The 23189-nt window shown below is 63.6% G+C and carries 23 protein-coding genes, 1 tRNA gene and 1 other RNA gene; 13 read left to right on the top strand and 12 right to left on the bottom strand.

Going from position 1 to position 23189, the window contains the following annotated elements:
• Positions 1-401 precede the first annotated feature (401 nt).
• Both JWQ24_RS04170 and JWQ24_RS04165 read right to left on the bottom strand, forming a co-directional pair.
• Positions 402-1628 (bottom strand): integrase arm-type DNA-binding domain-containing protein, encoded by a 1227-nt coding sequence (locus tag JWQ24_RS04170; RefSeq protein ID WP_299804730.1) that lies wholly within the window; start codon positions 1626-1628, stop codon positions 402-404.
• A gap of 165 nt (positions 1629-1793) precedes the next feature.
• Positions 1794-1883 (bottom strand) — tRNA-Ser (locus JWQ24_RS04165).
• 136 nt (positions 1884-2019) lie between these two features.
• Here JWQ24_RS04165 and JWQ24_RS04160 point away from each other — a divergent pair.
• Complete coding sequence (locus JWQ24_RS04160; RefSeq protein ID WP_299804728.1) at positions 2020-2367, top strand: hypothetical protein; 348 nt, start codon at positions 2020-2022, stop codon at positions 2365-2367.
• Positions 2368-2501: 134 nt separating this feature from the next.
• Here JWQ24_RS04160 and JWQ24_RS04155 read toward each other — a convergent pair whose 3' ends face one another.
• Complete coding sequence (locus JWQ24_RS04155) at positions 2502-3080, bottom strand: hypothetical protein (RefSeq protein WP_299804726.1); 579 nt, start codon at positions 3078-3080, stop codon at positions 2502-2504.
• Positions 3081-3181: 101 nt separating this feature from the next.
• A complete protein-coding gene (locus tag JWQ24_RS04150; protein WP_299804723.1) occupies positions 3182-3337 on the bottom strand; it encodes a hypothetical protein in 156 nt (51 codons plus the stop codon).
• Between the two features lie 209 nt (positions 3338-3546).
• Here JWQ24_RS04150 and ssrA point away from each other — a divergent pair.
• Positions 3547-3870, top strand: a transfer-messenger RNA (tmRNA) gene (ssrA, locus tag JWQ24_RS04145).
• Between the two features lie 154 nt (positions 3871-4024).
• Positions 4025-4264 (top strand): hypothetical protein, encoded by a 240-nt coding sequence (locus tag JWQ24_RS04140; protein ID WP_299804721.1) that lies wholly within the window; start codon positions 4025-4027, stop codon positions 4262-4264.
• A 74-nt stretch (positions 4265-4338) separates the two neighbouring features.
• On the opposite strand, the gene JWQ24_RS04135 is transcribed toward JWQ24_RS04140, so the two are convergent.
• Together JWQ24_RS04135 and JWQ24_RS04130 are read right to left on the bottom strand one after the other, a co-directional pair.
• A complete protein-coding gene (locus tag JWQ24_RS04135; protein ID WP_299804718.1) occupies positions 4339-4545 on the bottom strand; it encodes a hypothetical protein in 207 nt (68 codons plus the stop codon).
• 111 nt (positions 4546-4656) lie between these two features.
• On the bottom strand, positions 4657-4821 hold the full coding sequence (locus JWQ24_RS04130; RefSeq protein ID WP_299804715.1) for a Flp family type IVb pilin: 165 nt from the start codon (positions 4819-4821) through the stop codon (positions 4657-4659).
• A 303-nt stretch (positions 4822-5124) separates the two neighbouring features.
• Here JWQ24_RS04130 and JWQ24_RS04125 point away from each other — a divergent pair, with 303 nt between their 5' ends.
• The 7 genes from JWQ24_RS04125 to JWQ24_RS04095 all read left to right on the top strand — a co-directional run bounded on the left by JWQ24_RS04125 (position 5125) and on the right by JWQ24_RS04095 (position 12383).
• On the top strand, positions 5125-6051 hold the full coding sequence (locus JWQ24_RS04125) for a septal ring lytic transglycosylase RlpA family protein (RefSeq protein ID WP_299804713.1): 927 nt from the start codon (positions 5125-5127) through the stop codon (positions 6049-6051).
• 96 nt (positions 6052-6147) lie between these two features.
• Positions 6148-7407 carry a D-alanyl-D-alanine carboxypeptidase family protein gene (locus JWQ24_RS04120; RefSeq protein ID WP_299804710.1) on the top strand — a complete coding sequence of 420 codons (1260 nt, stop codon included), beginning with the start codon at positions 6148-6150 and terminating at the stop codon, positions 7405-7407.
• Between the two features lie 2 nt (positions 7408-7409).
• Positions 7410-8096: a dTMP kinase gene (gene tmk, locus JWQ24_RS04115; protein WP_299804707.1), complete on the top strand. Its 687-nt coding sequence runs from the start codon at positions 7410-7412 to the stop codon at positions 8094-8096.
• Positions 8093-9142, top strand: coding sequence for a DNA polymerase III subunit delta' (locus JWQ24_RS04110; protein ID WP_299804704.1), 1050 nt, complete (start codon positions 8093-8095; stop codon positions 9140-9142). The genes tmk and JWQ24_RS04110 overlap by 4 nt, the downstream gene beginning before the upstream one ends.
• Positions 9143-9227: 85 nt before the next feature.
• The gene (gene metG, locus JWQ24_RS04105; RefSeq protein WP_299804701.1) at positions 9228-10790 is read left to right on the top strand and encodes a methionine--tRNA ligase; all 1563 of its coding nucleotides are present in this window, start codon (positions 9228-9230) and stop codon (positions 10788-10790) included.
• A 7-nt stretch (positions 10791-10797) separates the two neighbouring features.
• A complete protein-coding gene (locus JWQ24_RS04100; protein WP_299804698.1) occupies positions 10798-11589 on the top strand; it encodes a TatD family hydrolase in 792 nt (263 codons plus the stop codon).
• Complete coding sequence (locus JWQ24_RS04095) at positions 11586-12383, top strand: MBL fold metallo-hydrolase (protein WP_299804695.1); 798 nt, start codon at positions 11586-11588, stop codon at positions 12381-12383. Before JWQ24_RS04100 ends, JWQ24_RS04095 begins: the two co-directional genes overlap by 4 nt.
• 172 nt (positions 12384-12555) lie before the next feature.
• On the opposite strand, the gene JWQ24_RS04090 is transcribed toward JWQ24_RS04095, so the two are convergent.
• The 3 genes from JWQ24_RS04090 to JWQ24_RS04080 all read right to left on the bottom strand — a co-directional run bounded on the left by JWQ24_RS04090 (position 12556) and on the right by JWQ24_RS04080 (position 17252).
• Positions 12556-14205 carry an acyl-CoA synthetase gene (locus JWQ24_RS04090; protein ID WP_299804692.1) on the bottom strand — a complete coding sequence of 550 codons (1650 nt, stop codon included), beginning with the start codon at positions 14203-14205 and terminating at the stop codon, positions 12556-12558.
• Positions 14206-14327: 122 nt separating this feature from the next.
• Positions 14328-16112: a TRAP transporter large permease subunit gene (locus tag JWQ24_RS04085; RefSeq protein ID WP_299804866.1), complete on the bottom strand. Its 1785-nt coding sequence runs from the start codon at positions 16110-16112 to the stop codon at positions 14328-14330.
• Positions 16113-16232: 120 nt separating this feature from the next.
• Complete coding sequence (locus tag JWQ24_RS04080; RefSeq protein ID WP_299804690.1) at positions 16233-17252, bottom strand: TRAP transporter substrate-binding protein; 1020 nt, start codon at positions 17250-17252, stop codon at positions 16233-16235.
• Between the two features lie 218 nt (positions 17253-17470).
• On the opposite strand from JWQ24_RS04080, the gene JWQ24_RS04075 reads away from it, so the two are divergent.
• Together JWQ24_RS04075 and JWQ24_RS04070 are read left to right on the top strand one after the other, a co-directional pair.
• Positions 17471-18241, top strand: coding sequence for an SDR family oxidoreductase (locus JWQ24_RS04075; RefSeq protein ID WP_299804687.1), 771 nt, complete (start codon positions 17471-17473; stop codon positions 18239-18241).
• Between the two features lie 353 nt (positions 18242-18594).
• Positions 18595-19284 (top strand): hypothetical protein, encoded by a 690-nt coding sequence (locus JWQ24_RS04070; RefSeq protein ID WP_299804684.1) that lies wholly within the window; start codon positions 18595-18597, stop codon positions 19282-19284.
• A gap of 73 nt (positions 19285-19357) precedes the next feature.
• On the opposite strand, the gene JWQ24_RS04065 is transcribed toward JWQ24_RS04070, so the two are convergent.
• Together JWQ24_RS04065 and queC are read right to left on the bottom strand one after the other, a co-directional pair.
• Positions 19358-20062 (bottom strand): hypothetical protein, encoded by a 705-nt coding sequence (locus tag JWQ24_RS04065; RefSeq protein WP_366521410.1) that lies wholly within the window; start codon positions 20060-20062, stop codon positions 19358-19360.
• Positions 20063-20199: 137 nt separating this feature from the next.
• A complete protein-coding gene (gene queC / locus JWQ24_RS04060; protein WP_299804678.1) occupies positions 20200-20916 on the bottom strand; it encodes a 7-cyano-7-deazaguanine synthase QueC in 717 nt (238 codons plus the stop codon).
• Positions 20917-21034: 118 nt separating this feature from the next.
• On the opposite strand from queC, the gene mazG reads away from it, so the two are divergent.
• Positions 21035-21874: a nucleoside triphosphate pyrophosphohydrolase gene (mazG, locus tag JWQ24_RS04055; protein WP_299804675.1), complete on the top strand. Its 840-nt coding sequence runs from the start codon at positions 21035-21037 to the stop codon at positions 21872-21874.
• A gap of 169 nt (positions 21875-22043) precedes the next feature.
• Here mazG and hflX read toward each other — a convergent pair.
• Positions 22044-23189, bottom strand: a 1146-nt coding sequence (gene hflX, locus JWQ24_RS04050; RefSeq protein ID WP_299804673.1) for a GTPase HflX, incomplete at its 5' end; no start/stop codon positions are given.

Raw genomic sequence — 23189 nt, 5'->3', positions numbered from 1 at the left:
GAGGAATCGCGGCCAATTCTCGGCGCTCCATGCGTGATTTGCCGCCTTTTGGCGTTACCAGCAGAGCGCTCTGCTGGCATGCTTCCCGGGAAGCATCGCTCCGCTGGCCTTGGCTCCGACCTTCGCAAAGTCCTTTATTACAAGGGGTTTCGCGCGTTGTGCCCGGCGTCGAGGGCGATCGTAGCTTGCCGGCAAGCTAGCATTCTTGAGGCCCGCCGGCGGGCGCTCGCATTCTGCTCTGCGAGCGGGGCCTGATACGCTGCTCGCTTGAAAGCAGCGTATCGCCAAATCAGCGCCAGTTATCCACAGATGCTCTCATGAAAGCATGGTTTTTGCGAGGGCCTAGAAGTGGCTGCAGCGCAGCCACAACTTGCATTTTTGGGTCGATGCTCAGCGTGATGCTAAGCGGTCAGCATCGCCATGCTTGCAGGCATGCTTGCCGAGATGCTTGGCGACGAAATGAAACGAGCCCAATCGGCCATGAGCGCGCGGCGCTTCTCGAGCTTGGCGCCTCGCTGATAGGCGGCGACCGTGTCGTTCTTGTACTTGTGCGCCAGCGCGGCCTCGCGCACGCCGTCGGGGTAGTCCGTGCATTCCTCCGCCCAGGTGCCGAAAGTCGCCCGGAAGCCGTGCACGGTGATGTGGCTGTAGCCAAGCCGATCGAGCACGGCGAGCATAGCCATGTCGGAAAACGATTGGTCGCCCTCGCTCGGGAAGATCAGGTCGCCCTGGGTGCCGTCGCGCGCCTCATCGAGGATCGCCAACGCCGGCGCCGTGAGGGGAACGCTATGCTCCTCGCCCATCTTCATCCGGACGGCTGGAATCCTCCACGCCGTAGTCGGCCGGTCGATCTCGTCCCAAGCGGCGCCGAGCACTTCATTGGTCCGGCAGACGGTGTAGATCACGAATCGCAGCGCCTTCGCGGCCCTGCCTTCGGCGGCGCTCAGCTTCGTCATAAACTCGGGCATCTCGGCGTACGGCAGCGCCGGGTGGTGTCGGGGCTTGTGCTTCGGCCGCTTCGGCAGTTTCTCGCGCAACTGCTTTGTCAGTTCTGCCGGATTGCGAAACTCGTTGTCGTCGATGTCCACATTCTTGGCGATGATGGTTTCGATGCGGCCGCGGACCCGGTTCGACGTCTCGCGCTTGCTGATCCAGATCGGGGCGAGCAATTCGTAGATGTGGCTCGGCATTATCTCGTCGATTCGCAGATGACCGATGGTCGGGTAGGCGTATTTTGCCAGCGACGAGGGCCACTGATCCGCATGCTTCTTGCTCCAGCCGGCGCGATGGTCCTCGATGTATCGATCGGCGCACTGCCGGAACGTCGGCGCGGTGGTCGCTGCCTCTACGGCGTTTGCAACCTCTCGGGCAGATCGCTTGGCCTGCACGATGTCGACGCCGGCGCGCACCTGCTGGCGGGCTGTGTCACGCCGTACGCGCGCGTCTTTGAGCGAGACTTCCTGAAGCGAGCCCAGGCCGTGCCAGCGCTCCTTGCCGCCGATCCAATAGCGATAGGACCAGTTGCGCGAGGTCGCGCCGGCGACGACTAGGTACAGGCCGTCGCCGTCCGGATACTTGCCTGGGGTAGTTTGCCGAGCGACGTCGAGGGGTTTCAGTTTTCCAGCCATAGCGATCTCTCCCGTTGAAACCGTCCGCCAAACTCACGGTCAAAAACCACGGTTTGCGCTTTGATTAGGGAGCACACCGGAGAACAACGAAGTACAGTATTCCGGCGCAAATCATTGCGATTGCTGTGGATTCCGAACGATGGCGAACAAGGGAGAACAGTGTACTGGCGGAAGGGGTGGGATTCGAACCCACGGTACGGTTTCCCGCACGCCGGTTTTCAAGACCGGTTCCTTAAACCACTCGGACACCCTTCCAGCGCTCAAGCGCATAGCAAAGGGCAGGGCGGAGGGAAAGCGGCGATGTTGCTGGGGATGCAGAATTTGGCCCGGCTATGCCACGCGCGGGCTGTGCTAAAGCGACCATGACGATTCTGAACGAGAGGAGACCGACATGGCCAACCCCACTCCGCGTGCCGACGCCCTGCGGCAGATGCGCGAAGCCAAGTTCGAGGCCGAGCAGAAGCGTTTGAAGCAGGAAACCGGCAGGCCGGTCGAGGCGCCGAAGCGGAAGCCGGAGCCATCTGCCGCCGTCGAGAAGCCGGTCAAGGAGAAGAAGGTCGCCAAGACGGCTGTTGCAGAAGCGGCGGTTGCCGAGACCGCCGACATGCTGGCCGACGCGTCGCCGGCCCAGGCGGATGCCGCTACACCAGCCGTCAAGGTCAGCACCAAAAAGGCAGCGCCAAAGAAGGCGGCGCCGAAAAAGGCTGCTGCCAAGAAGGCCAAAGCTTCAAAGAAATAACCGCTTCTGCGAAATAGTCCACAACCGGTTAACGATCGCAGGCCGCATCCGCGGGCGCGTGGCAGTTTAGATCTGGCCACACCAAACCATCCCCCGTATCGCGATTGCACCGCCAGACGCGGCCGGTTGACGTCCTAGCGGACCGCGGGCGCGGCGCCGGGCAGCGGCGCGCCGCCAATGGAGATGGCGCCTGCCGGGCGGCTGGGCGCCGGGCGTTTACGCGGCGCCGTGGGGCGGGGTGCAGCCGCGGCCGCCTCAGGCACTGGCGCGGCAAGCGTCGTCGTGGCGGGCTGTGCCGGCGCGGCTGCCGCAGGCGTCATGGCGCCTTGCAGCCCATCGATCCGGGCGGTGAGACCGGCGATCTGGTCGGACAGTCGTTTTAGCTCGGCCTGCTGCGTTGCCAGCAGTTGCGTGGCAGCTTGCAACGATGCCGACGTCTGCTGTTGAAACGCCGCAAAGTCCGCCGCGGACACGCTGTCTGCGGCAGCAATGGACGCCGTCGAGCCGGGAGCGCCATTAAAGAACGGTAGCTCGGCAAGCCGATCGCCATAGTTGAGCCAGCCAAAAGCGGCACCGGCGCCAAGCACCACGAGCACGGCAACCACGACGATCCCCATGTAGGAACGACCACCGGTCAGGCGTACGGGCGGAGGTCCAACGTCGATCGGGCTGGCCACTGGATTGCTCACTTCGCTCTTTGATATCTCGGTCATCTCATGTCTTAATTTGTGCGTTGCCCGGCGACAACGTCAATTACCGGTTGCCGGCTTGCCGCGGCGTTTTCAATCAGCAGACCGCGGGCAGGGCAATTATACTAGCCGGACTTGTTGATCTTCTTGAGCTTGGCGTCGGTCGCCTCGATCGACGCTGCGAGCTCCAGGATAGCCTTCGACAGCAGTTCGGCCGCTTCCTTCTGGTCCTGCGATTTGGCGGCCCGCAACGCATAATTTTTGGCGGATGATAGCGACATCGGGCGGTCCCTGCTGCGGCCGGCGGCATGTCGGCGAGATGTACAAACTAACGAAGCCAGGCCGACAGGGAAACCCGCCGCCCTCCCGGGTCCACCGCAATCTTCAGGGCTTGCTTCAGGGCTTGCGCACCGGTTGATGCCGCCGTCATGTCAAGCGTGGAGGGCTGTCGACGTGACCGCAGGAGTGATGACGCCATACGGCCTGGCGGCATCTAGCTTTTGTCCAAATCAACGCCTATATTTGTGTGGTCGAAAGACGATGGCGCTGAAACTCATAGCGGACTGCGGGCAGACCCGGGGGCGGTACCCGGCGCCTCCACCTCAGCAGCTTCCAAGGCCGTAGGGCATCGGACAGCTGTTGGGGCGGGGGCGAAATAGGATCGATGGCCGCGAAGAAGGTATGAATTGTTCCCGGCATGATACCGCCGTTATCGGGTCACAACCTAAATGCAAACGATAACGTTCGCATGAACGAAGTGCGCCTCGCGGCGTAACCGTTCGGGGTAGGTACACCTTGCAACAGAACGGCCATTGCCGCGTCAACCTTCGGGTTGGCGCGGCTTTTATTTGGGTTTGGCTCTCGCTAGCCCGCGCGGCACAGTTGCAACCACTACCTAAAACGACATTGCCCGGTCGACGCAACCTTTGCGGGCCCGGCCCGTTGACTCCATGAACGGGAGTCCTTTCATGCCGAACATTCACACCGGTATACGCGCCGACATCGCAAGCAGCCGTCGCGTGCGCTATCTGCAGGACAGGGCCTATGTGCTGCGCCAGCACGCGATTAATGCCGGCTGTGACCTTGTGGGCTGGCGACTGGCGCGCAAGATGCGCGACGTGACATATTTGAATCAAGTCGATGCGATCGAGCGCGAACTTGGCAGCTATCTGCGCACCCATCGCGTGGAGTTGTCGAACGTCGCTTGAGGCAAGCCTCCACGAACCCAGCGAAAACGCGCCGTCCCGGAAGGGCGGCGCGTTTTGCATTTCGATAGCGGCTTTCAGCCGATCGACGGGGCAGGGACGGCCTGCTCGCCCGCGATAGCGCGGTCGATCGCATCAACCAGTGTCTGGATCTCGATAAAGCGGTTGCGGGCACGCTCGGCCTTGTCGCGGTCGAACGGCGCCGCCAGGACCTTGGCGAAAGCGTCGCGGTCCTCGATCATGCGCTCGCGCGCCTTGATCAGCGTCGTCAGCCGTTCGTTCATCGCCTGCTCCTGACCGGGTGGGATCAAGGGGCAGTGATGCGCGCGCAACACGACGATAGCGAGACAATTCGGTCCGGCGACACCGGCGTGCCAAGGTCTGGGATCGAGGGGCTATTTGAGCGAGGTGTTGATCGCGGTGAACTTGGTGTTCAGCTTGGTGCCGATGCCGTTGACGGCAGCGATGATCACCAGCGAGATGCCAGCAGCAATCAGACCATACTCAATGGCGGTGGCGCCAGATTCGTCTTCGATGAACTTGCGGATGATGTGTCTCATGGGTGGTAGTTTTATCTGGCGGACATAAAACGTCTGTAAACTCCAGCACCCAGACGCTCGTTCCGACCTGCGACAAATTGGCAAATTTGTAAGGTTTTATTCCCACTTAGGGCGCTTTCTCCAAGTGAGAACTGCGGTACCTTCGTGGCAACGCCCTCTTAACCATACCGGCCGTCGCCGCATTTCCGCCGCGATTGATCCGCGATATCTTCATCTCTTGGTGCGGTTGTGGGGCTGTATCGAGATTTGCGGTTTGCGCATCGCCCGAATGGGCAGCCTGCCGCCGGAATGGTATTGGGGCTTATGGGGAATCGTGAATCATACGGGCTGGTCCGTGCCGCGCGAGCGGCCGCCGCCGTGGGTGCCTGCCTGGCGCTGGCCAATTGCGGTTCCTCCGGCAAGTTGAGCCGCCTCGATCCGAAATACGGCGTTTCCACCAGTCCGCGCGTCGTCGCCGCAGGCGAGCCAGTGCCGAAAGGCGGCGGCACCTACCGCGTCGGCAAGCCCTATACGGTCGCCGGCAAGACCTACGTGCCGGAAGAGGACGTCAACTACCGCGCCGAGGGCATGGCCTCGTGGTACGGCGACGCCTTCCATGGCCGGCTCACCGCCAATGGCGAAGTGTTCGACATGACTTCGCTGACCGCCGCGCATCCGACGCTGCCGATTCCCTCTTATGCCCGCGTCACCAACATCAGCAACGGCAAATCGCTGATCGTTCGCGTCAACGACCGTGGCCCGTACCACGGCAACCGCCTGATCGACGTTTCCAACCGAGCCGCCGAACTGCTTGAATTCAAGGGCAACGGCATCGCCAAGGTGCGCGTCGAATACGTCGCACGCGCGCCGCTGGAAGGCTCCGACGACCGCCAGCTGGTGGCCACGTTGCGCACCGGCGAACCGGCGCCGTCGCCTTCGATGGTCCGCGTCGCCTCGGCGCGTTCTTTCGTGCCGGACATGCCGACCCAGAATCGCGTCGCCCACGGCAATGTGCCGATGCCCGAAGGACGGCCGTACTCGCTCGGCAACACGTCGGCTGACATGGCCTCGATCAACGCGACATCAGAAATGTCCGCCTCCGGCCGGGTCCGGCAGAATCCCCGCATGGTCGAAAACCGCCGCGCGGTATCCTACGAGAATGACAGCCGTTACGCGGCGCCCGAGCCCGACGCCGAGAGGGCGCCGGCCGACGAGGCCCGCGATATCCTGTCCGGCCGCGGCCTGTATTGATCCCGATGACGTGACAAAGCAGGCCCGCCAGCTGTGGCGGCTTGCGTTGTTTGCGCAGGGTGATGCTGGTATGACTCGGGGCCCTCAGGACACCTCATGGCACCGATCGTCACCGCGCTCCACACGCTCCCGACCGCCGCCTCGCGCTGGCGCATCCTGCTGGCTGGGCTGGTCGCCGTCGGCCTCGCACTGTCAGGCGTGGCCTATGCCGCCAATCAAAGCGTGCAGGGCGCCAAGAAACCGGTCGAGGACGGCGGCTATGACACCGATGCGCCGACCGCGATCCTGATCGAAGCGAGCTCCGGCAGCGTGCTGTTCGAGAAGAACGCCGACGAATTGCGCCAGCCTTCGAGCATGGCGAAGCTGATGACCGCCGAACTGGTGTTCAGCATGATCCAGCGCGGCGACATCAAACTCACCGACGAATACCGCGTCAGCGAGAACGCCTGGCGCAAGGGCGGCGCGCCCGCCGGCGGCGCGACGATGTTTGCCGCGCTCAACAGCCGCGTGGCGGTCAGCGACCTCCTGCGCGGCATGATCGTCCAGAGCGGCAACGATTCCGGCATGATCCTGGCGGAGGGCATCGCCGGCAGCGAGAAAGCCTTTGCCGACAAGATGACGGCGCGGGCACGCGAGCTGGGATTGCCCAAGTCGACCTTCGCCAATTCCAACGGTCTGCCGGATCCAGACAACCGGATGCCGGTGCGCGAGATCGGCCGGCTGACGCGGCACATGATCCAGACCTATCCGGATCTGTACAAGCTCTACAACGAGCGCGAATTCACCTGGAACAAGATCCGGCAGACCAACCGCAATCCCTTGCTCAACCTGCTCGAAGGCGCCGATGGCCTTGTCACCGGCTACACCAAGGAGGCGGGCTACGGCATGGCCGGCACCGCGGTGCAGAACGGCATGCGGTTGATCGCGGTGGTCAACGGCGTCGATGATCCCGACGACCGCGTCACCGAGGCCAAGAAGCTGCTGGAATGGGGATACAAGAATTTTGAATCGCGCACCCTGTTCGCAGCCGGCCAGCCGGTCGGCTATGCAAAAGTGTTCGGCGGCGACAGCGGCTCGGTCGCGCTGAGCAGCAAGGAGCCGGTCAAGGTGATGGTGCAGAAGAACGGCAGCGACAGGCTGATCGCGCGCATCGTCTACAACGGTCCGGTCCGTGCGCCCGTCGAGGTCGGCCGGCCGGTTGGAATTGTACGGGTGATGCGTGGCGCCAATGTCGCCGTTGAAACGCCGCTCTATGCCGCGGAAGCCATAGGCCAGGGATCGACGATGCGGCGCGCGATCGATGGCGCCAGCGAACTGGTTGTCGGCCTGTTCCGCGCCGGCGTCGCAAAGCTGTGACGATGACCTTGTCACCTGATGCCGCATTGCGCGGCCGCTTCATCAGTTTTGAAGGCGGCGAGGGCGCCGGCAAATCGACGCAGATCCGTATGCTCGCCGACCGGCTCGACGAGGCCGGCATCCGCGCAATCGTCACCCGCGAGCCCGGCGGCTCGCCCGGGGCCGAGATCATCCGCCATGTCGTGCTGTCCGGCATGGGCAAGTTGCTGGGGCCGGAAGCCGAGACGCTGCTGTTTGCGGCGGCGCGGGACGACCATGTCCATGCGGTGATCGAGCCGGCGCTGGCGCAAGGAGTCTGGGTGTTGTGCGACCGCTTCTCGGATTCGACGCGGGCCTATCAGGGGCGGCTCGGCCACGTCGCGCCCGAAGTGCTCGATGCAATGGAGCGCGTCACCATCGGCGGGCTCAAGCCCGACCTCACGGTGATCCTCGATATCCCCGTCGAGATCGGCATGACGCGCGCCGCGGTGCGTCGCGGCAAGAGCGCGCCGGACCGCTTTGAGGCCGAGGGCCTCGCGTTTCATCAGGGGCTGCGCGACGCATTCCGGCAGATCGCGCACGACGAGCCGCAGCGTTGCGTGCTGATCGACGCCAGTATCGACGCCTCCGAGGTCGCAGCGCAGATCTGGGCAGCACTGAACAAGCGGCTGCTATCTGAACAACCTTACCACGAGAACGTATCCGCATGAGCGCCGCCCGCACCAGTGAACCGCAGTCGGCCATGCCGCTGCCGCGCGAGACAACAGCCTTGTTCGGCCACCACGACGCCGAGCAGACGCTGCTGGAGGCCTATCGTGGCGGACGGATTCCGCATGCCTGGCTGATGTCAGGCGCGCAGGGGATCGGCAAGGCGACGCTGGCCTACCGGATGGCGCGCTTCGTGCTGACGCATCGCGATCCCGCATCGGCGCAGGTACAATCGGCCGCGACACTGGAGATCGATGCATCGCATCCCGTGGCGCGTCAGGTCGCCTCTGGCGCCCACGGCGGGCTGCTGACGCTGGAGCGCACGGTCAACGAAAAGGGCGTGATGCCGACCTTCGTCTCCGTCAATGAGACGCGCCGGACGGTGCCGTTCTTCGGCTCGACCGCGGCGGTGGACGGCTGGCGGGTGTGCATCGTCGATACCGTGGACGAGATGAACGCCAATGCCGCCAATGCGCTGCTCAAGGTGCTCGAGGAGCCGCCACAGCGCTCCCTGTTCCTGCTGGTGACGAGTTCGCCGGCAAAGCTGTTGCCGACCATCCAGTCGCGCTGCCGCAAGCTGGCGCTGCGGCCGCTGGCGACTTCCGACGTCCTCCATGCCGCCGCACTGGCCGGCGGTCTCGATGAGACCGATCCATTGCTGGAGGAGGCAGCAGAGGCCTCCGAGGGAAGCGTGTCGCGCGCGCTCAACCTGCTCGGCGGCGGCGCGCTGAAACTGCACCAGCGCACCGCAGCACTTCTCGATACGCTGCCGCATGTCGATCCGCGCGAGCTGCACGCACTCGGCGATGCGCTCGGCGGCAGCGACCGCGCCGTGCTCGGCGCCTTCGTCGACAGCGTCGATCGCTGGATCGGGGAGCGGATGCGCGCCGACGACGCCAATGCCAACGCCAACCTGCCGCGTCTTGCGCGGCTGGCGGAGGTATGGGAAAAGATCAACCGTGCCGCGCGCGAGACCGAATCCTACAATCTCGAACGAAAACCGCTGGTTTTCTCGGTGTTCGGGCTTCTCACGGAAGCGACGCGCTAACGTCAGCCGCGCTTCGGCCAAGCCGCGCTCCGGCCAATATCTTGAAGATCGACGACTTCACATGCGATGAAAGGCTTTCGCAGCTATGGCGAATGCGACCAATTTGTCCCGCGGCTCCTACTACATCACGACCGCGATTGCGTATCCCAATGGCGTTCCGCATATCGGCCACGCCTATGAGGCGATCGCGACTGATGCGCTGGCGCGCTTCCAGCGGCTTGACGGCAAGGATGTGTTCTTCCTGACCGGCACGGACGAGCACGGCCAAAAAATGGTGCAGACGGCGCAGAAGGAGGACATGACGCCTTCGGACCTTGCGACGCGCAACGCCGCGCAGTTCAAGGAAATGGACCGCGTCCTCAACATTTCCTACGACCGCTTCATCCGCACCTCCGAGGAGGAGCATCACCGCTCAAGCCAGGCTATCTGGCAGCGCATGGCCGACAATGGCGACATCTATCTCGACAGCTACGCCGGCTGGTATTCAGTGCGCGACGAGGCCTATTACGCCGAGGACGAAACGGTCGTCGGCGAGGACAAGGTGCGCAGGGGACCGCAGGGCACGCCGGTCGATTGGGTCGAGGAGAGCAGCTATTTCTTCAAGCTCGCCGCCTATCAGGACAAGTTGCTCAAGCTCTATGAAGAGCAGCCGGACTTTATCGGCCCGGACACCCGTCGCAACGAAGTGGTCAGCTTCGTCAAAGGCGGACTGAAGGATCTGTCGATCTCGCGCACCACCTTCGACTGGGGCGTCAAGGTCCCCAATGATCCGAAGCACGTAATGTATGTCTGGGTCGATGCGCTGACCAACTACATCACCGGCGCCGGCTTCCCCGATGAAGGCGCCGAACGCTGGCACTACTGGCCGGCGGATGCGCATATCATCGGCAAGGACATCATCCGCTTCCACGCGGTGTACTGGCCGGCGTTCCTGATGTCGGCCGGCATCGCACTGCCGAAGCGCGTCTTTGCGCACGGCTTCCTGTTCAACAAGGGCGAGAAGATGTCGAAGTCGGTCGGCAACGTCGTCGACCCCTTCAATCTGGCTGTGCAATACGGCGTCGATCAGGTGCGCTACTTCCTGCTGCGCGAAGTGCCGTTCGGGCAGGACGGTAGCTACAATCACGAGGCCATCGTCAACCGCACCAACGCCGACCTCGCCAACGATCTCGGCAACCTTGCGCAGCGCTCGCTGTCGATGATCGCCAAGCAGTTCGGCGGCGTGCTGCCGGAGCCCGGCGAATTCAGCGACAACGACAAAGCCATCCTGGCGCAAGCCGATGGTATGCTGGAGCACGCACGCACGGCGATGGCGACGCAGCAGATCCATCAGGCGCTCAACGCGGTGTGGAACGTGGTGGCGGAAGCGAACCGTTACTTTGCGGGCGAGGCGCCGTGGGCGCTGGCCAAGACCGATCCGAAGAAGCAGGGCACCGTGCTGTACGTCACCGCCGAAGTGGTGCGGCAGGTCGCAATCCTGGCGCAGCCGGTGATGCCGGCATCATGCGCCAAGCTGCTCGACGTGCTCGGCATTGCAGCCGACGCACGTGCCTTCGCGGCTCTAGCAACGCGCATCAAGGCCGGCACGCAGCTGCCGACACCGACCGGCGTGTTTCCGCGCTACGTCGAACCGACACCGGGCGCCTGAGAAACCCATGCTCGTTGATAGCCACTGCCATCTCGACTTTCCGGACTTCGCCGACGACCTCGACGGCATTGTCGCACGCGCCGAAGCCGCCGGTGTCGGCCGCCTGGTGACGATCTCCACGCGGGTGAAGCGGCTGCCGGGCCTGCTGGCGATCGCCGAACGCTTTCCGAATGTGTACTGCTCGGTCGGCACGCATCCCGGTCACGTCGACGAGGAAGACGGCATTCCCGCGGAAGAGCTGATCGAACTCACGAAGCATCCGAAGGTGGTCGCGCTCGGCGAGGCCGGGCTGGATAATTTCTACGGCACCGACTTCAATGCCGCGCAGGAGCGTGGCTTTCGCGCGCATATCGCAGCGGCGCGTGCGACCGGATTGCCGCTGGTGATCCATACCCGCGTGGCCGACGAACAATGCGGCCGCATTCTCGAAGACGAGATGGGGAAGGGCGCCTTCCGCGCGGTGCTGCACTGCTACACCGGCGGCCGCGACCTCGCGATGCTGGCGATCGATCTGGGCCTGTCGATCTCCTTCACCGGCATCCTGACCTTCAAGAAATCGCAGGAGCTGCGCGACCTCGCCGCCGAGCTTCCCGCCGACCGCATCATGGTCGAGACCGATGCACCGTACCTCGCGCCCGGGAAATTTCGCGGCAAGCGCTGCGAGCCGGCCTATGTCATCGAGACCGCCAAGGTGCTGGCGGAAACCCGCGGCGTCTCGCTGGAAGAGCTGTCAAAGCAGACGACGGAAAACTTCTTCCGCCTGTTCAGCAAGGTGCCGCCGATGGATGCCGCTGCATGACGGTGACGCTCACCATTCTCGGCTGCGGATCCTCGGCCGGCGTGCCGCGTCCGGCGCTGGGATGGGGCGCCTGCGACCCCACCAACCCCAGAAATCGCCGCCGCCGCTGCTCAGTCCTGGTCGAGCGGGAATCCGAACACGGCATCACCCGCGTGGTGATCGATACATCGCCGGATCTGCGCGAGCAGTTGATCGACGCCGAAGTATATCACATCGACGCGGTGTTCCTGACACACGAACACGCCGACCAGACGCATGGCATCGACGATCTGCGTTCGGTCGTGCTGCATCAGCGCCGCCGGATTCCGTTCTATCTCAACGCCTCGACGGCCAAAGATATCCTGCCACGTTTCTCCTATTGTTTCGTCTCGCCGGAAGGCAGCGACTACCCACCGATCCTCGACCAGATGTCGATCGAGGCAGGCCAGAGCCGCACCATCGAAGGCAACGGCGGCGCGCTGACGCTGACGCCGTTTCTCGTGCAGCACGGCAACATTCCGGCGCTCGGCTACCGGATCGGCAATGCCGCCTATACGCCCGACGTCAATGACATCCCCGAGGAAAGCTGGCCGGCGCTTCAGGGGCTTGATCTCTGGGTGATCGACGGGCTGCGCTACACCCAGCACCCCAGCCATTTCAGCATCAACGACGCACTGTCGTGGTCGACGCGCTTCAAGCCGAAGCGAACCGTGATCACCAACATGACCGCCGACGTGGATTACGAAGCGGTGCGCCAGCAACTGCCGGATGGCGTCATTCCGGCGTTTGACGGGATGCGGCTGGTGATCGAGTAGCCCACGCTGTCGTTCCGGGGCGCGAGCGCATCCTTGCGCAAGCGAGCCTCAGCCACTCCAATTGGAGTGGCGGGGAATCCAGAGGTGATTCACACATCGAGGTTCCGGAGGCGCGCGTCATCGCCTGTGGCGCCGCCGCGCCCCGGAATGACAGAATGTGGCACGGCGAATGCTACTCCGAAATCGCCGCCTTCGATTTCGCCTGATCGCGCAGCATGAACTTCTGGATCTTGCCCGTCGATGTCTTCGGGATTTCCTTAAACACCACGGACTTCGGCGTCTTGAAGCCGGGCATCTGGCTGCGGCAGAAGGCGATGATGTCGGCTTCGGTCGCTGACGCGCCGGCCTTCAGTTCGACGAAGGCGCAGGGCACCTCGCCCCATTTGGCGTCGGGCTGCGCCACCACGGCGGCGAACAGCACCGCGGGGTGGCGGTACAGCACGTCCTCGACCTCGACCGACGAGATGTTCTCGCCGCCGGAGATGATGATGTCCTTGGATCGGTCCTTGATGATGACGTAGCCGTATTCATCGAGCACGCCGAGGTCGCCGGTGTGAAACCAGCCGCCTTCAAAGGCTTCGCGCGTCGCCTTCTCGTTCTTCAGATAGCCCTTCATCACGATGTTGCCGCGGAACATGACCTCGCCGATGGTCTCGCCGTCGCGCGGCACCTCGCGCATGGTGGCGGGATCGAGCACGGTGACGGCTTCCTGCAGCGGATATTGCACGCCCTGCCGGCGCTTCAGTTTGGCGCGCTCATCGGCCGGCAGGTCGTCCCAGCCGGGTTGCTCGGCGCAGACCGAGGCGGGCCCATAGACCTCGGTAAGCCCATAGACGTGGGTCAGCTTGATGCCGATGCCCTCGGCGCCCGACAACACCGCCATCGGCGGCGGCGCGCCGGCGATCGAACCCTGCACCATCCGCCCGCCGACATAGGCCGGCGCATCGGGTGCATTGACCAGCGTGCCGTAGACGATCGGCGCACCGGACATGTGGGTGACGCCGTGCTCGGCGATCAGCGCGAAGATCCTGGTGGGATCGACCTTGCGCAGGCAGACGTTGACCCCGGCGGAGGCGGCGATGGTCCAGGGGAAGCACCAGCCGTTGCAATGGAACATCGGCAGCGTCCAGAGATACACCGGATGCTGGCCGAGGCCGGCGGCCAGAATGTTGCTGACGGCATTGAGATAGGCGCCGCGATGATGTGTCACCACGCCTTTCGGATTGCCCGTCGTGCCCGAGGTGTAGCCGAGCGCAATGGCGTCCCATTCGTCGAGCGGATAGGCGCTGGTGAAGAGGGGATCACCGGACGCCACGGCGTCCTCGTATTCGATCTCGCCAATCCGGTTTCCGCCGGAGTAGGCGGCGTCGTCGACGTCGATGACCAAAGGCGCCGGTCCGGTCATCAGCGCGAGCGCATCGGAGATGACGGCCGAGAATTCGGGATCGACCAGCAGGATTTTCGCCCCGCCATGATCGAGCTGGAACGCGATCGAGGCCGGCTCGAGCCGGATGTTCAGGGCGTTGAGCACCGCGCCGGCCATCGGCACCGCAAAGTGCGCCTCGTTCATCGCCGGCAGGTTCGGCAGCATCGCCGCCACGGTGTCGCCACGGCCGATGCCGCGGGCGGCGAGGAACGAGGCGAAGCGCCGGCAGCGTTCATAGGTCTGCGCCCAGGTGAAGCGGCGACCTTCATAGACAGCGCTGAGGTGGTCAGGATAGACGGCGGCGCTGCGGGCCAGGAAGCTCAGCGGCGACAGCGGCACGAAATTGGCGGGGTTCTGGTCGAGGCCGACACTGTAGAGCCCTTGGGATTCTGTCATCAGTCAACTCTTCCATCGTATTTTCAAAGGCTTGTGGCCTTGTCCTCATATAGCAAGGACTTAGGAGAAAGAGGTTTCCGAGATTCGCCTAAGTTTGGGTTAACGTTCTGATCTGAGGCAATTTACAGAAATCCGATCGAGATCCACGGAAATACCGCTACGATGATGAGACCGACCAGCAACGCCAGCAGATAGCCGAGAATAGGGCGGATGCCTTCCGCTGGATCGACTCGGCCGATCGCACAAGCCGCATAATAGCCCACACCGAACGGCGGCGCGAACAGGCCGATGCCCATCGCCAGGATCACCACCATGGCATAATGCACCTCGTGCACGCCAACCAGGCGGGCGATCGGGAACAGCAGCGGGCCAAATAACACGATCGCCGGGATGCCCTCCAGCACGCTGCCGAGGATGACGAAGGCGACGATAGACACCGCGATGAAGGTGGCGCCGCCGCCGGGCAGGCCGGTCATCGCCGCCGCCAGCGCCTTGGAGAAACCGGATTGCGTCAGGCCCCAGGCCATCCCGGTGGCGGTGCCGATGATCAGCAGGATCGCGCCGGACAGGCAGGCAGTGTCGATCAGCATCGGCATCAGCCGCCGCCAGTTGAACTGGCGGTAGATCAGGATGCCGGCGATCAGGGCGTAGACGATGCCGATGGTCGAGACCTCGGTGGCAGTGGCGATGCCCTCGACCACGGCAAAGCGGATCACGAACGGCAAGGCGAGCGCGGGCAGGGAGATCACGAAGGCGCGGCCTATCTCGCGCCCGCTGGCCTGACGGACATGGCTGAGATCCTCGCCGCGGTAGCGCCACCACACCAGCACCGACAGCGTGAAGGCCAGCACCACGCCGGGCAACAGGCCGCCGGTGAACAGCGCCGAGATCGAGACGCCGGTGACCGAACCGATGGTGATCAGCACCAGGCTCGGCGGAATGGTTTCGGTCTGCGCGCCTGTGGCGGCGAGCAGGGCGACCAGATCGCCGGGCTTGGCGCCGCGCGCCTTCATCTCGGGAAACAGCACTGGCGCCACCGCGGCCATGTCGGCGGCCTTGGAACCAGAAATGCCGGAGACCAGATACATCGCGCCGAGCAGCACGTAATGCAGCCCGCCGCGAACATGGCCGAGCAGGCTGGCGAGGAACGCCACCATCGCCCGCGCCATGCCGGTCATCTCGATCAGCAGGCCGAGGAAGACGAACAAGGGCACCGACAGCAGGATCAAATGGCTCATTCCCTCGTCCATGCGGCCGACCAGCACCATCATCGGGGTATTGGTGGTCAGCGCCATGTAGCCGAAGATCGCCAGACCAAAGCCGAATGCGATCGGCACGCCGGCGAACACACAGAGGCCAACGACCCCGACAAAGAAGATGATCAGGTTGAGGTTGCCGAGCGTCCGCAGAACCGGCTGTGCCAGCCAGAACAAGGCGATGATCGCGACCACGGTACCAAGCGCCGTCAGCACCGTCCGCACATTGCCAAACCGCACCAGCCGCAACAGCGCGAACAGCGCCATGATGGTGATGCCTACCGGCAGTGCGGCCGCGCGAAACGAGTTGGCGATCTGCAGCGCCGGCGTGGTGATGTAGCTTTCCTCGTAGGCGTATTCGTAGGACGGCCACACGATCATCAGCAGGAAGGCCAGCGCCGAGCAGGTCGCAATCAGATCGAGGAACGCCCACATCGCCGGGCTCGCGGTCGCGACCAGCGCCGTCATCCGCATGTGCTCGCCGCGCCGGAACGCGACGGTAGCGCCCAGCATCGCCAGCCACAGGAACAGGATCGACGACAACTCGTCGGACCAGATCAGCGGCCGATGGAAGCCGTAGCGCGCGACCACGCCGATGAACAGAATGACGATCTCCGCCACCACCAGCAGCGCGGCCGGGATTTCAACCATGCGGCCCAGCGCATGCTCGACGGTCGATAGCAGGGCGTTGCGGCGGGAGAGGGGGCCCCTCTCCTGCACACCCGGCGCGCCGTCGGCGACGGCGATGTCATTCACGTTCATAGCGTTCGATCAGCCTAGCTTGCCGACCGAGCGTTCGAGCAAGGCCCAGGCTTCGTCACCATATTTGCCCTGCCATTCCTTGTAGAAACCAGCCGACTTCAGCTTGTCGCGGAAGGGCTCGGGCTTGAGGTCGTTGAATACGAGGCCCTTGGCTTCCAGCTCCTTGCGCAGCCCGGCGTTCAGCTTGGCGACGTCCTCGCGCTCCTTCATGCCGGCGGCATTGATGTTCTTCGCCACGATCTCGCGCAGGTCGGCGGGCAGCTTTTCCCAGGCACGACGGTTGGCGAGGAACCAGTAGCCGTCCCACATGTGGTTGGTCAGCGAGCAGTACTTCTGCACTTCGTAGAACTTCGCGGTCGAGATGATCGCCAGCGGATTTTCCTGACCTTCGACGACCTTGGTCTGCATCGCCGAATAGACTTCGCTGATGTTGATGGAAGCGGGCGCGGAGTCGAATGCCTTGAACATCGAGGTCCACAGCGGCGACACCGGCACGCGGATCTTGAAGCCCTTGAGGTCATCCGGGCTGGTGATCGGCTTGCTCGACGACGTGATCTCGCGGAAGCCATTGTCCCAGATCTTGTCCATCACCACGAGATTGGCCTTGGTGATTTCCTTGCGGATGAAGGCGCCGAGTTCGCCGTCCATCGCCTTCCACACGGTGTCGTAGTCCGGGAACGCAAAGCCGATGCCGTTGATCGAGGCGGCCGGCACCAGCGTGGCCAGGATCAGGCCGGACAGCGTGAAGAACTCGACGCCGCCGGAGCGGATCTGGCTCAGCATGTCAGTGTCGGAGCCGAGCTGGTTGTTCGGGAAAACCTGCAGATCGACGCGGCCTTGGGTTTCGGTCTTGATCGCGGCCGACATCTCGCGGGCGCGGATGTTCATCGGGTGCGTGTCGGGCAGGTTGTTGGCGTATTTGTAGACAAATTCGGCGCTCTGCGCGCGCGCTACGAACGGCATGCCGACGCCGCCCAATACGGTTGCTGCAGCCGACGCCTTCAACAAGGTACGACGTGAAACGCTCATTCGATCTCTCCCTGACGTCTATTGTTCTTGTAGGATCACCTTAAGGTCCCTTGCCGTCTGGTCATCACGCTATCGCTGCCCGGTCAAGCCTTTTCGGCCATGCGGGTACCTGTGACGAGCCGCACGGCTGCTTTTACAGCGTTGTTTTTCGGCAGCCATTGCGCGACAACGCCGCGTCGCCGGCAGCAAGACCGGCGGTCTGAACGGGATGAAACCACATGAAGGATCACGGCGTAGCGATCGTCACCGGCGGCGCGTCAGGTATCGGCCTGGCGATCGCCAAGGCGCTGGTGGGCGAGGGGTGGAAGGTGCTGATTGCCGACCTCACCCGGCCCGCACTGGACGCCGCCCAAGCCCAGATCGATGCGATCCGGCCCGGCGTTACCCGGTCCGTGGTGATGGATGTCGCCGACGAGGCCAGCGTCATCGCCGGCATCCGGGATTGCGAGCATGGTTTCGGGCCCGTCCGCGGCCTGGTCAATTCCGCCGGAATAGGCCGAGACGTACCGTTCTTCGAAACGTCGGTGGCACTGTTCCGCGAGATACTGGACATCAACCTGGTCGGAAGCTTTGCCGTGGCACGCGAAGCCGGATTACTGATGCGGGCGCACGGCGGCGGCGCCATCGTCAACATCGCCTCGGTCTCGGGCCTGCGCGGCAATATCGGCCGCGCTGCTTACGGCGCCTCCAAGGGCGGCGTCGTTACGATGACCCAGGTGATGGCCTGCGAACTGGCGCCGCTGCAGATCCGCGTCAACGCCATTGCGCCGGGCCCGTTTGAAACGCCGATGGTGCAGTCGATGCACACCGCCGAGACCCGCGCGGCTTGGCTGCAGACCGTGCCGCAGCGTCGCTACGCCGAGCCCGAAGAGATCGCCGGCGCCGCAGTCTTCCTGCTCGACAGCGGCAAGAGCGGCTTCGTCACCGGGCACATTCTCAATGTCGACGGCGGCTTCGCCGCGCATGGATTGCTGCCGGCTTATCCGTAGGCAAAAGCACCGTCGGCTGAGAATTGACAGCAATTTGAGCTAAGTCCCTGAGATCATTTTGAGATAATATATTCCATAATATACCTTATGCGAATCCGGGATATTGATGCTCAGCTCTGCGGCTAGCCAGGCCGTCGTCGCTCTCCCAGCACAACATTGCCTGTCACCCCAATCGAAGATCGCGACGCATCCCATCAGAGCGTTGCGCCTCCATTTTCTCCCCTGCAGCCTGATCCCGCCAAACTACGTGTTGAACCAACTCGACCCGGTACGTTCCATCGACCTTTAATCAATAGACCAAGAAAATATCAGCATCTGCAGCCTATTCTGATGCGAAATGGGAGCGGTCTCCGGTGATCTTCTTGAACACACGTATATGCCAGGTGCTATCGCTTGCAGCGTTGACTGGCGCTTTCAGCTGGCAAATTGGTTTGATGTCGGAGGCCCGCGCAGTCGAACTGCAAGGAGAACCGCCGGCGCTCACCCTCCATCAAACGGCGTTTGCAAGCAGGCCATCAGATCACCGGGCCTTCACCCGGCCCGACATTTCCCGCAGCGATTGGGTCCAGTCCGGGTCGATGGCAACGCGCGACGCGAACATTACAGTGGTGATTGAGCGTCGATCCGTCGCCAGAACTTTGCGCCGTGGCATTCTCGAAGATCTGAATGAACTGTCCGCGCTCAAATCTTCGCAGGTTTCTTACCGTGAGAGCTTCCACGAACTGACGACGAAGTACGGTTCGTTGCGGGCTGTAGTGTTCGACGTGACCGCTGACGGAATTAGAAAGTATTGCACGGGGTTTCACACCCCCGGCACCGGCAAGCTCTACGTCAAAGGTTTCGTGTGCTCGATGAACCAGATAGAGGCATCCCCGCAGGTAGTCGCATGCACGGTGGACAAGCTCCGTTTCACCAGCGACCAGGATGAAGCGGCGGCGATTGCGCTGGTCGGCGCCGTTCAACCGAAGGATTGCGGGGCAACTTTGCTCGATCCGAACGCCACCCCTCCAGCACGCCAGCCGGATCAGGCAACGAAAATATAGGACTGCGCCGTACTGTCGGAGTGGGTAGCGTTTCTATTGGGGCGAGGCCGCCTGCCCGGATTCTTCCGAACGATCACAGATGACCGGAGCGATCGGGTTTGCTGTCGGTGGGCTGGAAGCGGACCGTGGTGCCGAGCGTGATCCAGTCGGCATTCTCGCCGGTGATGTTGTGGCCGTAGATCAGATCGACCGAGAAGATCTCATTCGGCCGGTAGCGAATTCCGGTCTGGAATTTGGGCTGTACCACGCTGCGGATTTCGGACGGGCCGGCCTGCCCGTACATCTCGATCGTGTACTGGAACAGATCGGTCAGCTTCCAGTCAAACCCCACGCCGTAAGTGAAATAGTGCCGGTCCACGGTGCGGTCCCATAGCCAGCCGGCGTTGAGATTGATCCGCATCACCTCGGACAGCCGATAGGTCGCCGGAATTTCGGCAAAGATCGCCGTGTTCTGCCCCGTCAGCGCATCGAAGGTGCCACTGGCGAGCGCCGAGACACCGAACTTGCCGATCCCCGTCGGGATCAGGTTGATCTTGGCCTTCGGCGCAAGGCTGGTGCTCCAGTCGCCATCGCTGCGATAGCGATTGGTCATCACGCTGAGCTCGACCGGCCGCGTGATCTCGACCACGCAGGACGGATTGGCGACTGCGGAAAAATCCGTATTGGTGGCCGCAGATAACCAGCTTTCGACCTTGCAGCTGTTGAGGTCGGAGATATCAGCGGCATCGACGGCGTAGGCGCCATTGGCAGCGAACGCACTACCCGGGCCGACGAGCATCGCAGCGGCCACCGTGATGGCCGCGAGCGCCTGAGAGCGTGAAGCGGGAGTGTTCATGCCGTTAGAAGTAGCTGAGTCCCGGAATCACCACAGCTGAATTCGCGGTGGACCCGAATACCAGCGGCGACGGCGAAGTTCTACACGGCAGTCGCCGCGAACCCGCGCCAGCCCCTCGCGCGCAGATCGCAGGCCGGACATAGGCCGCATCCATAGCCCCAGTCGTGCAGGGCGCCCCGCTCACCGAGATAGCAGGTGTGGGAGTGTTCGCGGATCAGGTCGACCAGGCCCTGCCCGCCGAGTTCGTTCGCCAGCGCCCAGGTCGCCGCCTTGTCGCGCCACATCAGCGGCGTGTGCAAATGGAAATCCCGGGCCATGCCGAGATTGAGCGCCTGCTGCAAGGCGCGGATGGTGTCGTCGCGGCAGTCCGGATAGCCGGAATAGTCGGTCTCGCACATGCCGCCGATGATATGCGTGATGCCGCGGCGATAGGCCAACGCCGCCGCAAAGGTCAGGAAGACGAGGTTGCGGCCGGGTACGAAAGTGTTGGGCAGGCCGCCTGCTCCCATCTCGATCGCGACGTCGCGCGTCAGCGCAGTGTCGGAGATCACGTTGAGCGTCGGAATATCCAGCGTATGGCTGTCGCCCAGCTTGCCGGCCCAGTCGGCATTGAGCGCGCGCAGGCCGTCGAGCAGCTTGGCGCGGCTGTCGAGTTCGATCAGGTGGCGCTGGCCATAGCTGAAACCGAGCATCTCGACGCGCGCGAAGCGCTCAAGCGCCCAAGCCAGGCAGGTCGCGGAATCCTGGCCGCCGGAGAACAGCACCAGCGCGGTTTGGTCGTGAAAAGTATCGTTCATGGGCTGCCCATAGCATTCCCACCGGGCCTGTGAAAGGCGCGCCTGACGCGCCTTTTCGCTGGGCTGCCGCACCGTCCTGCGGCATACCGAAACGGTCGTCCCTCAGTTCTGGTGTGCCATGACCCCTACCCGCGATATTGCCGGCCTGATCGCCATCATGGCGCAGCTGCGCACGCCCGTGACCGGCTGTCCGTGGGACCTCGAGCAGAGTTTTGCAACGATCGCGCCCTACACGATCGAGGAAGCCTATGAGGTCGCCGACGCCATCGCGCGGCACGATCTCGGCGACCTCTGTGAGGAACTCGGCGATCTCCTGCTGCAGGTGGTATTTCATGCCCGCATGGCGGAGGAGCAGAACGCCTTTGCTTTCGGCGATGTGGTCGAGGCGATCACGCGGAAAATGATCCGGCGGCATCCGCATGTGTTCGCCGACAAGGACGGCAAGCTCACGCCGTCCGACGTCAAGGACGCGTGGCAGCGCATCAAGGCCGAGGAGAAGGCGGAGCGCGCATTGCGGCAGCCGGCGGGCGATGCGGTGCCCTCCTCGCTGCTCGCAAGCATCAAGGCCGGCCAGCCGTCGCTGACGCAAGCGATGGCGCTGCAGCGCAAGGCCTCCAGTGTCGGCTTCGACTGGAACGACCCCCGCGCGGTGCTGGCCAAGATCCGTGAAGAGGCCGACGAGATCGAGGCCGCACTCGATCGCGGCGACACGGAAGAAGTCGCGGCCGAAACCGGCGACCTGATGTTCGCGCTGGTCAACCTCGCACGCCACGTCGGCGCCGATCCCGATCTCGCACTACGCGGCACCAACGCCAAGTTCGAACGGCGGTTCGGCTACATCGAGCAGGCGCTCGCCGCGCAGGACCGCACGCTGCGGGAGGCATCCTTGGAAGAGATGGATAAGTTGTGGGACGAGGCAAAGCGCGTCGAACGCTCCGCTGTCGTCCCGGCCAAGTGAGCGTCAGCGAACGCGGAGCCGGGCCCCATACACACCGAGTTCAAATTTGAAACGCCGGCGTTTCAACAACCAACCTGTGGCGAAGCTCTGCAAAGCATGTCATCGGAGGGGATGGATCCCGGCGTTCGCCGGGACGACGATGAACATGTAAGCCAGCGTTCGTTGATCGTTACGCCGTGGCGTCATCCACGGGATGGAGCACGGCACCGAACTTGGCCATCACGATATCGCGCTTGGTCTCGTCGACGCGGACGACCATATCGAACTGACCTTCGTGCAGTTCCTTCACCAGAACCTCGGCGTTGCGGTGCAACCAGCTGACACCGGCGCCGTCGGCGGCATCGACCGAGAGGTCGAGCGTGATGCGGGTTGCGGCCAGCCGGGCCTCGATCGCGTTGAGCAGTTCATCGACACCCTCGCCGCTTTCCGCCGAGACCAGGAAGCACGGCTTCTCCGGCGGCCGACGCGCGGCGATGTTGGTGATGTTCTCGCGTTCATCCGGCGAGAAGCGGTCGATCTTGTTCCAGACTTCGAGAATGCGCGCGCTGGCGTCAGTGTCGATGCCCAGCTGGCGCAGCACCTTGTCGACATCGCTCTGCTGCGCATCGGCGTCTTCATGCGAGATGTCGCGGACGTGCAGGATGATGTCGGCTTCCAGCACCTCTTCCAGCGTGGCGCGGAACGCGGCGACGAGTTGCGTCGGCAGGTTGGAGATGAAGCCGACGGTGTCGGAAAGCATGGCCTTGCCGCCATGCGGCAGTTGCAGCGCGCGCAGCGTCGGATCAAGCGTGGCGAACAGCATGTCGGCCGCGGTGACGTCAGCGCGGGTCAGGCGATTGAACAGCGTCGACTTGCCGGCATTGGTGTAGCCGACCAGCGCCACCACGCGATACGGCACCCGCTGCCGGCCGGCGCGGTGCAACCGCCGCGTCGCCTGAACCTTCTTCAATTCGTTCTCGAGCCGGCTGATGCGGTCGCCGATCAGGCGGCGGTCGGCTTCGATCTGGGTCTCGCCGGGGCCGCCCATGAACCCGAAACCGCCGCGCTGGCGTTCCAGATGGGTCCAGGACCGCACCAGCCGGCTGCGCTGATAGTTCAGATGTGCGAGTTCGACCTGCAGCGCGCCCTCCTTGGTCTTGGCGCGGCGGCCGAAAATTTCCAGAATCAGGCCGGTGCGGTCGAGCACTTTTGTGGTCCAGGCCTTCTCCAGATTGCGCTGCTTGATTGGCGACAGCGCGCAATCCATCCCCACGAGCTCGATCTCGTGCCCGGCGATGAGGCCGACGATCTCCTCGACCTTGCCCTTGCCGAGATA

It is taken from the genome of Tardiphaga sp. (assembly GCF_028290495.1).
Classification (GTDB): domain Bacteria; phylum Pseudomonadota; class Alphaproteobacteria; order Rhizobiales; family Xanthobacteraceae; genus Tardiphaga.
The sequence above is the reverse complement of the archived record's forward strand: the minus strand, read 5'-3'. Positions and strand labels throughout refer to the sequence as shown.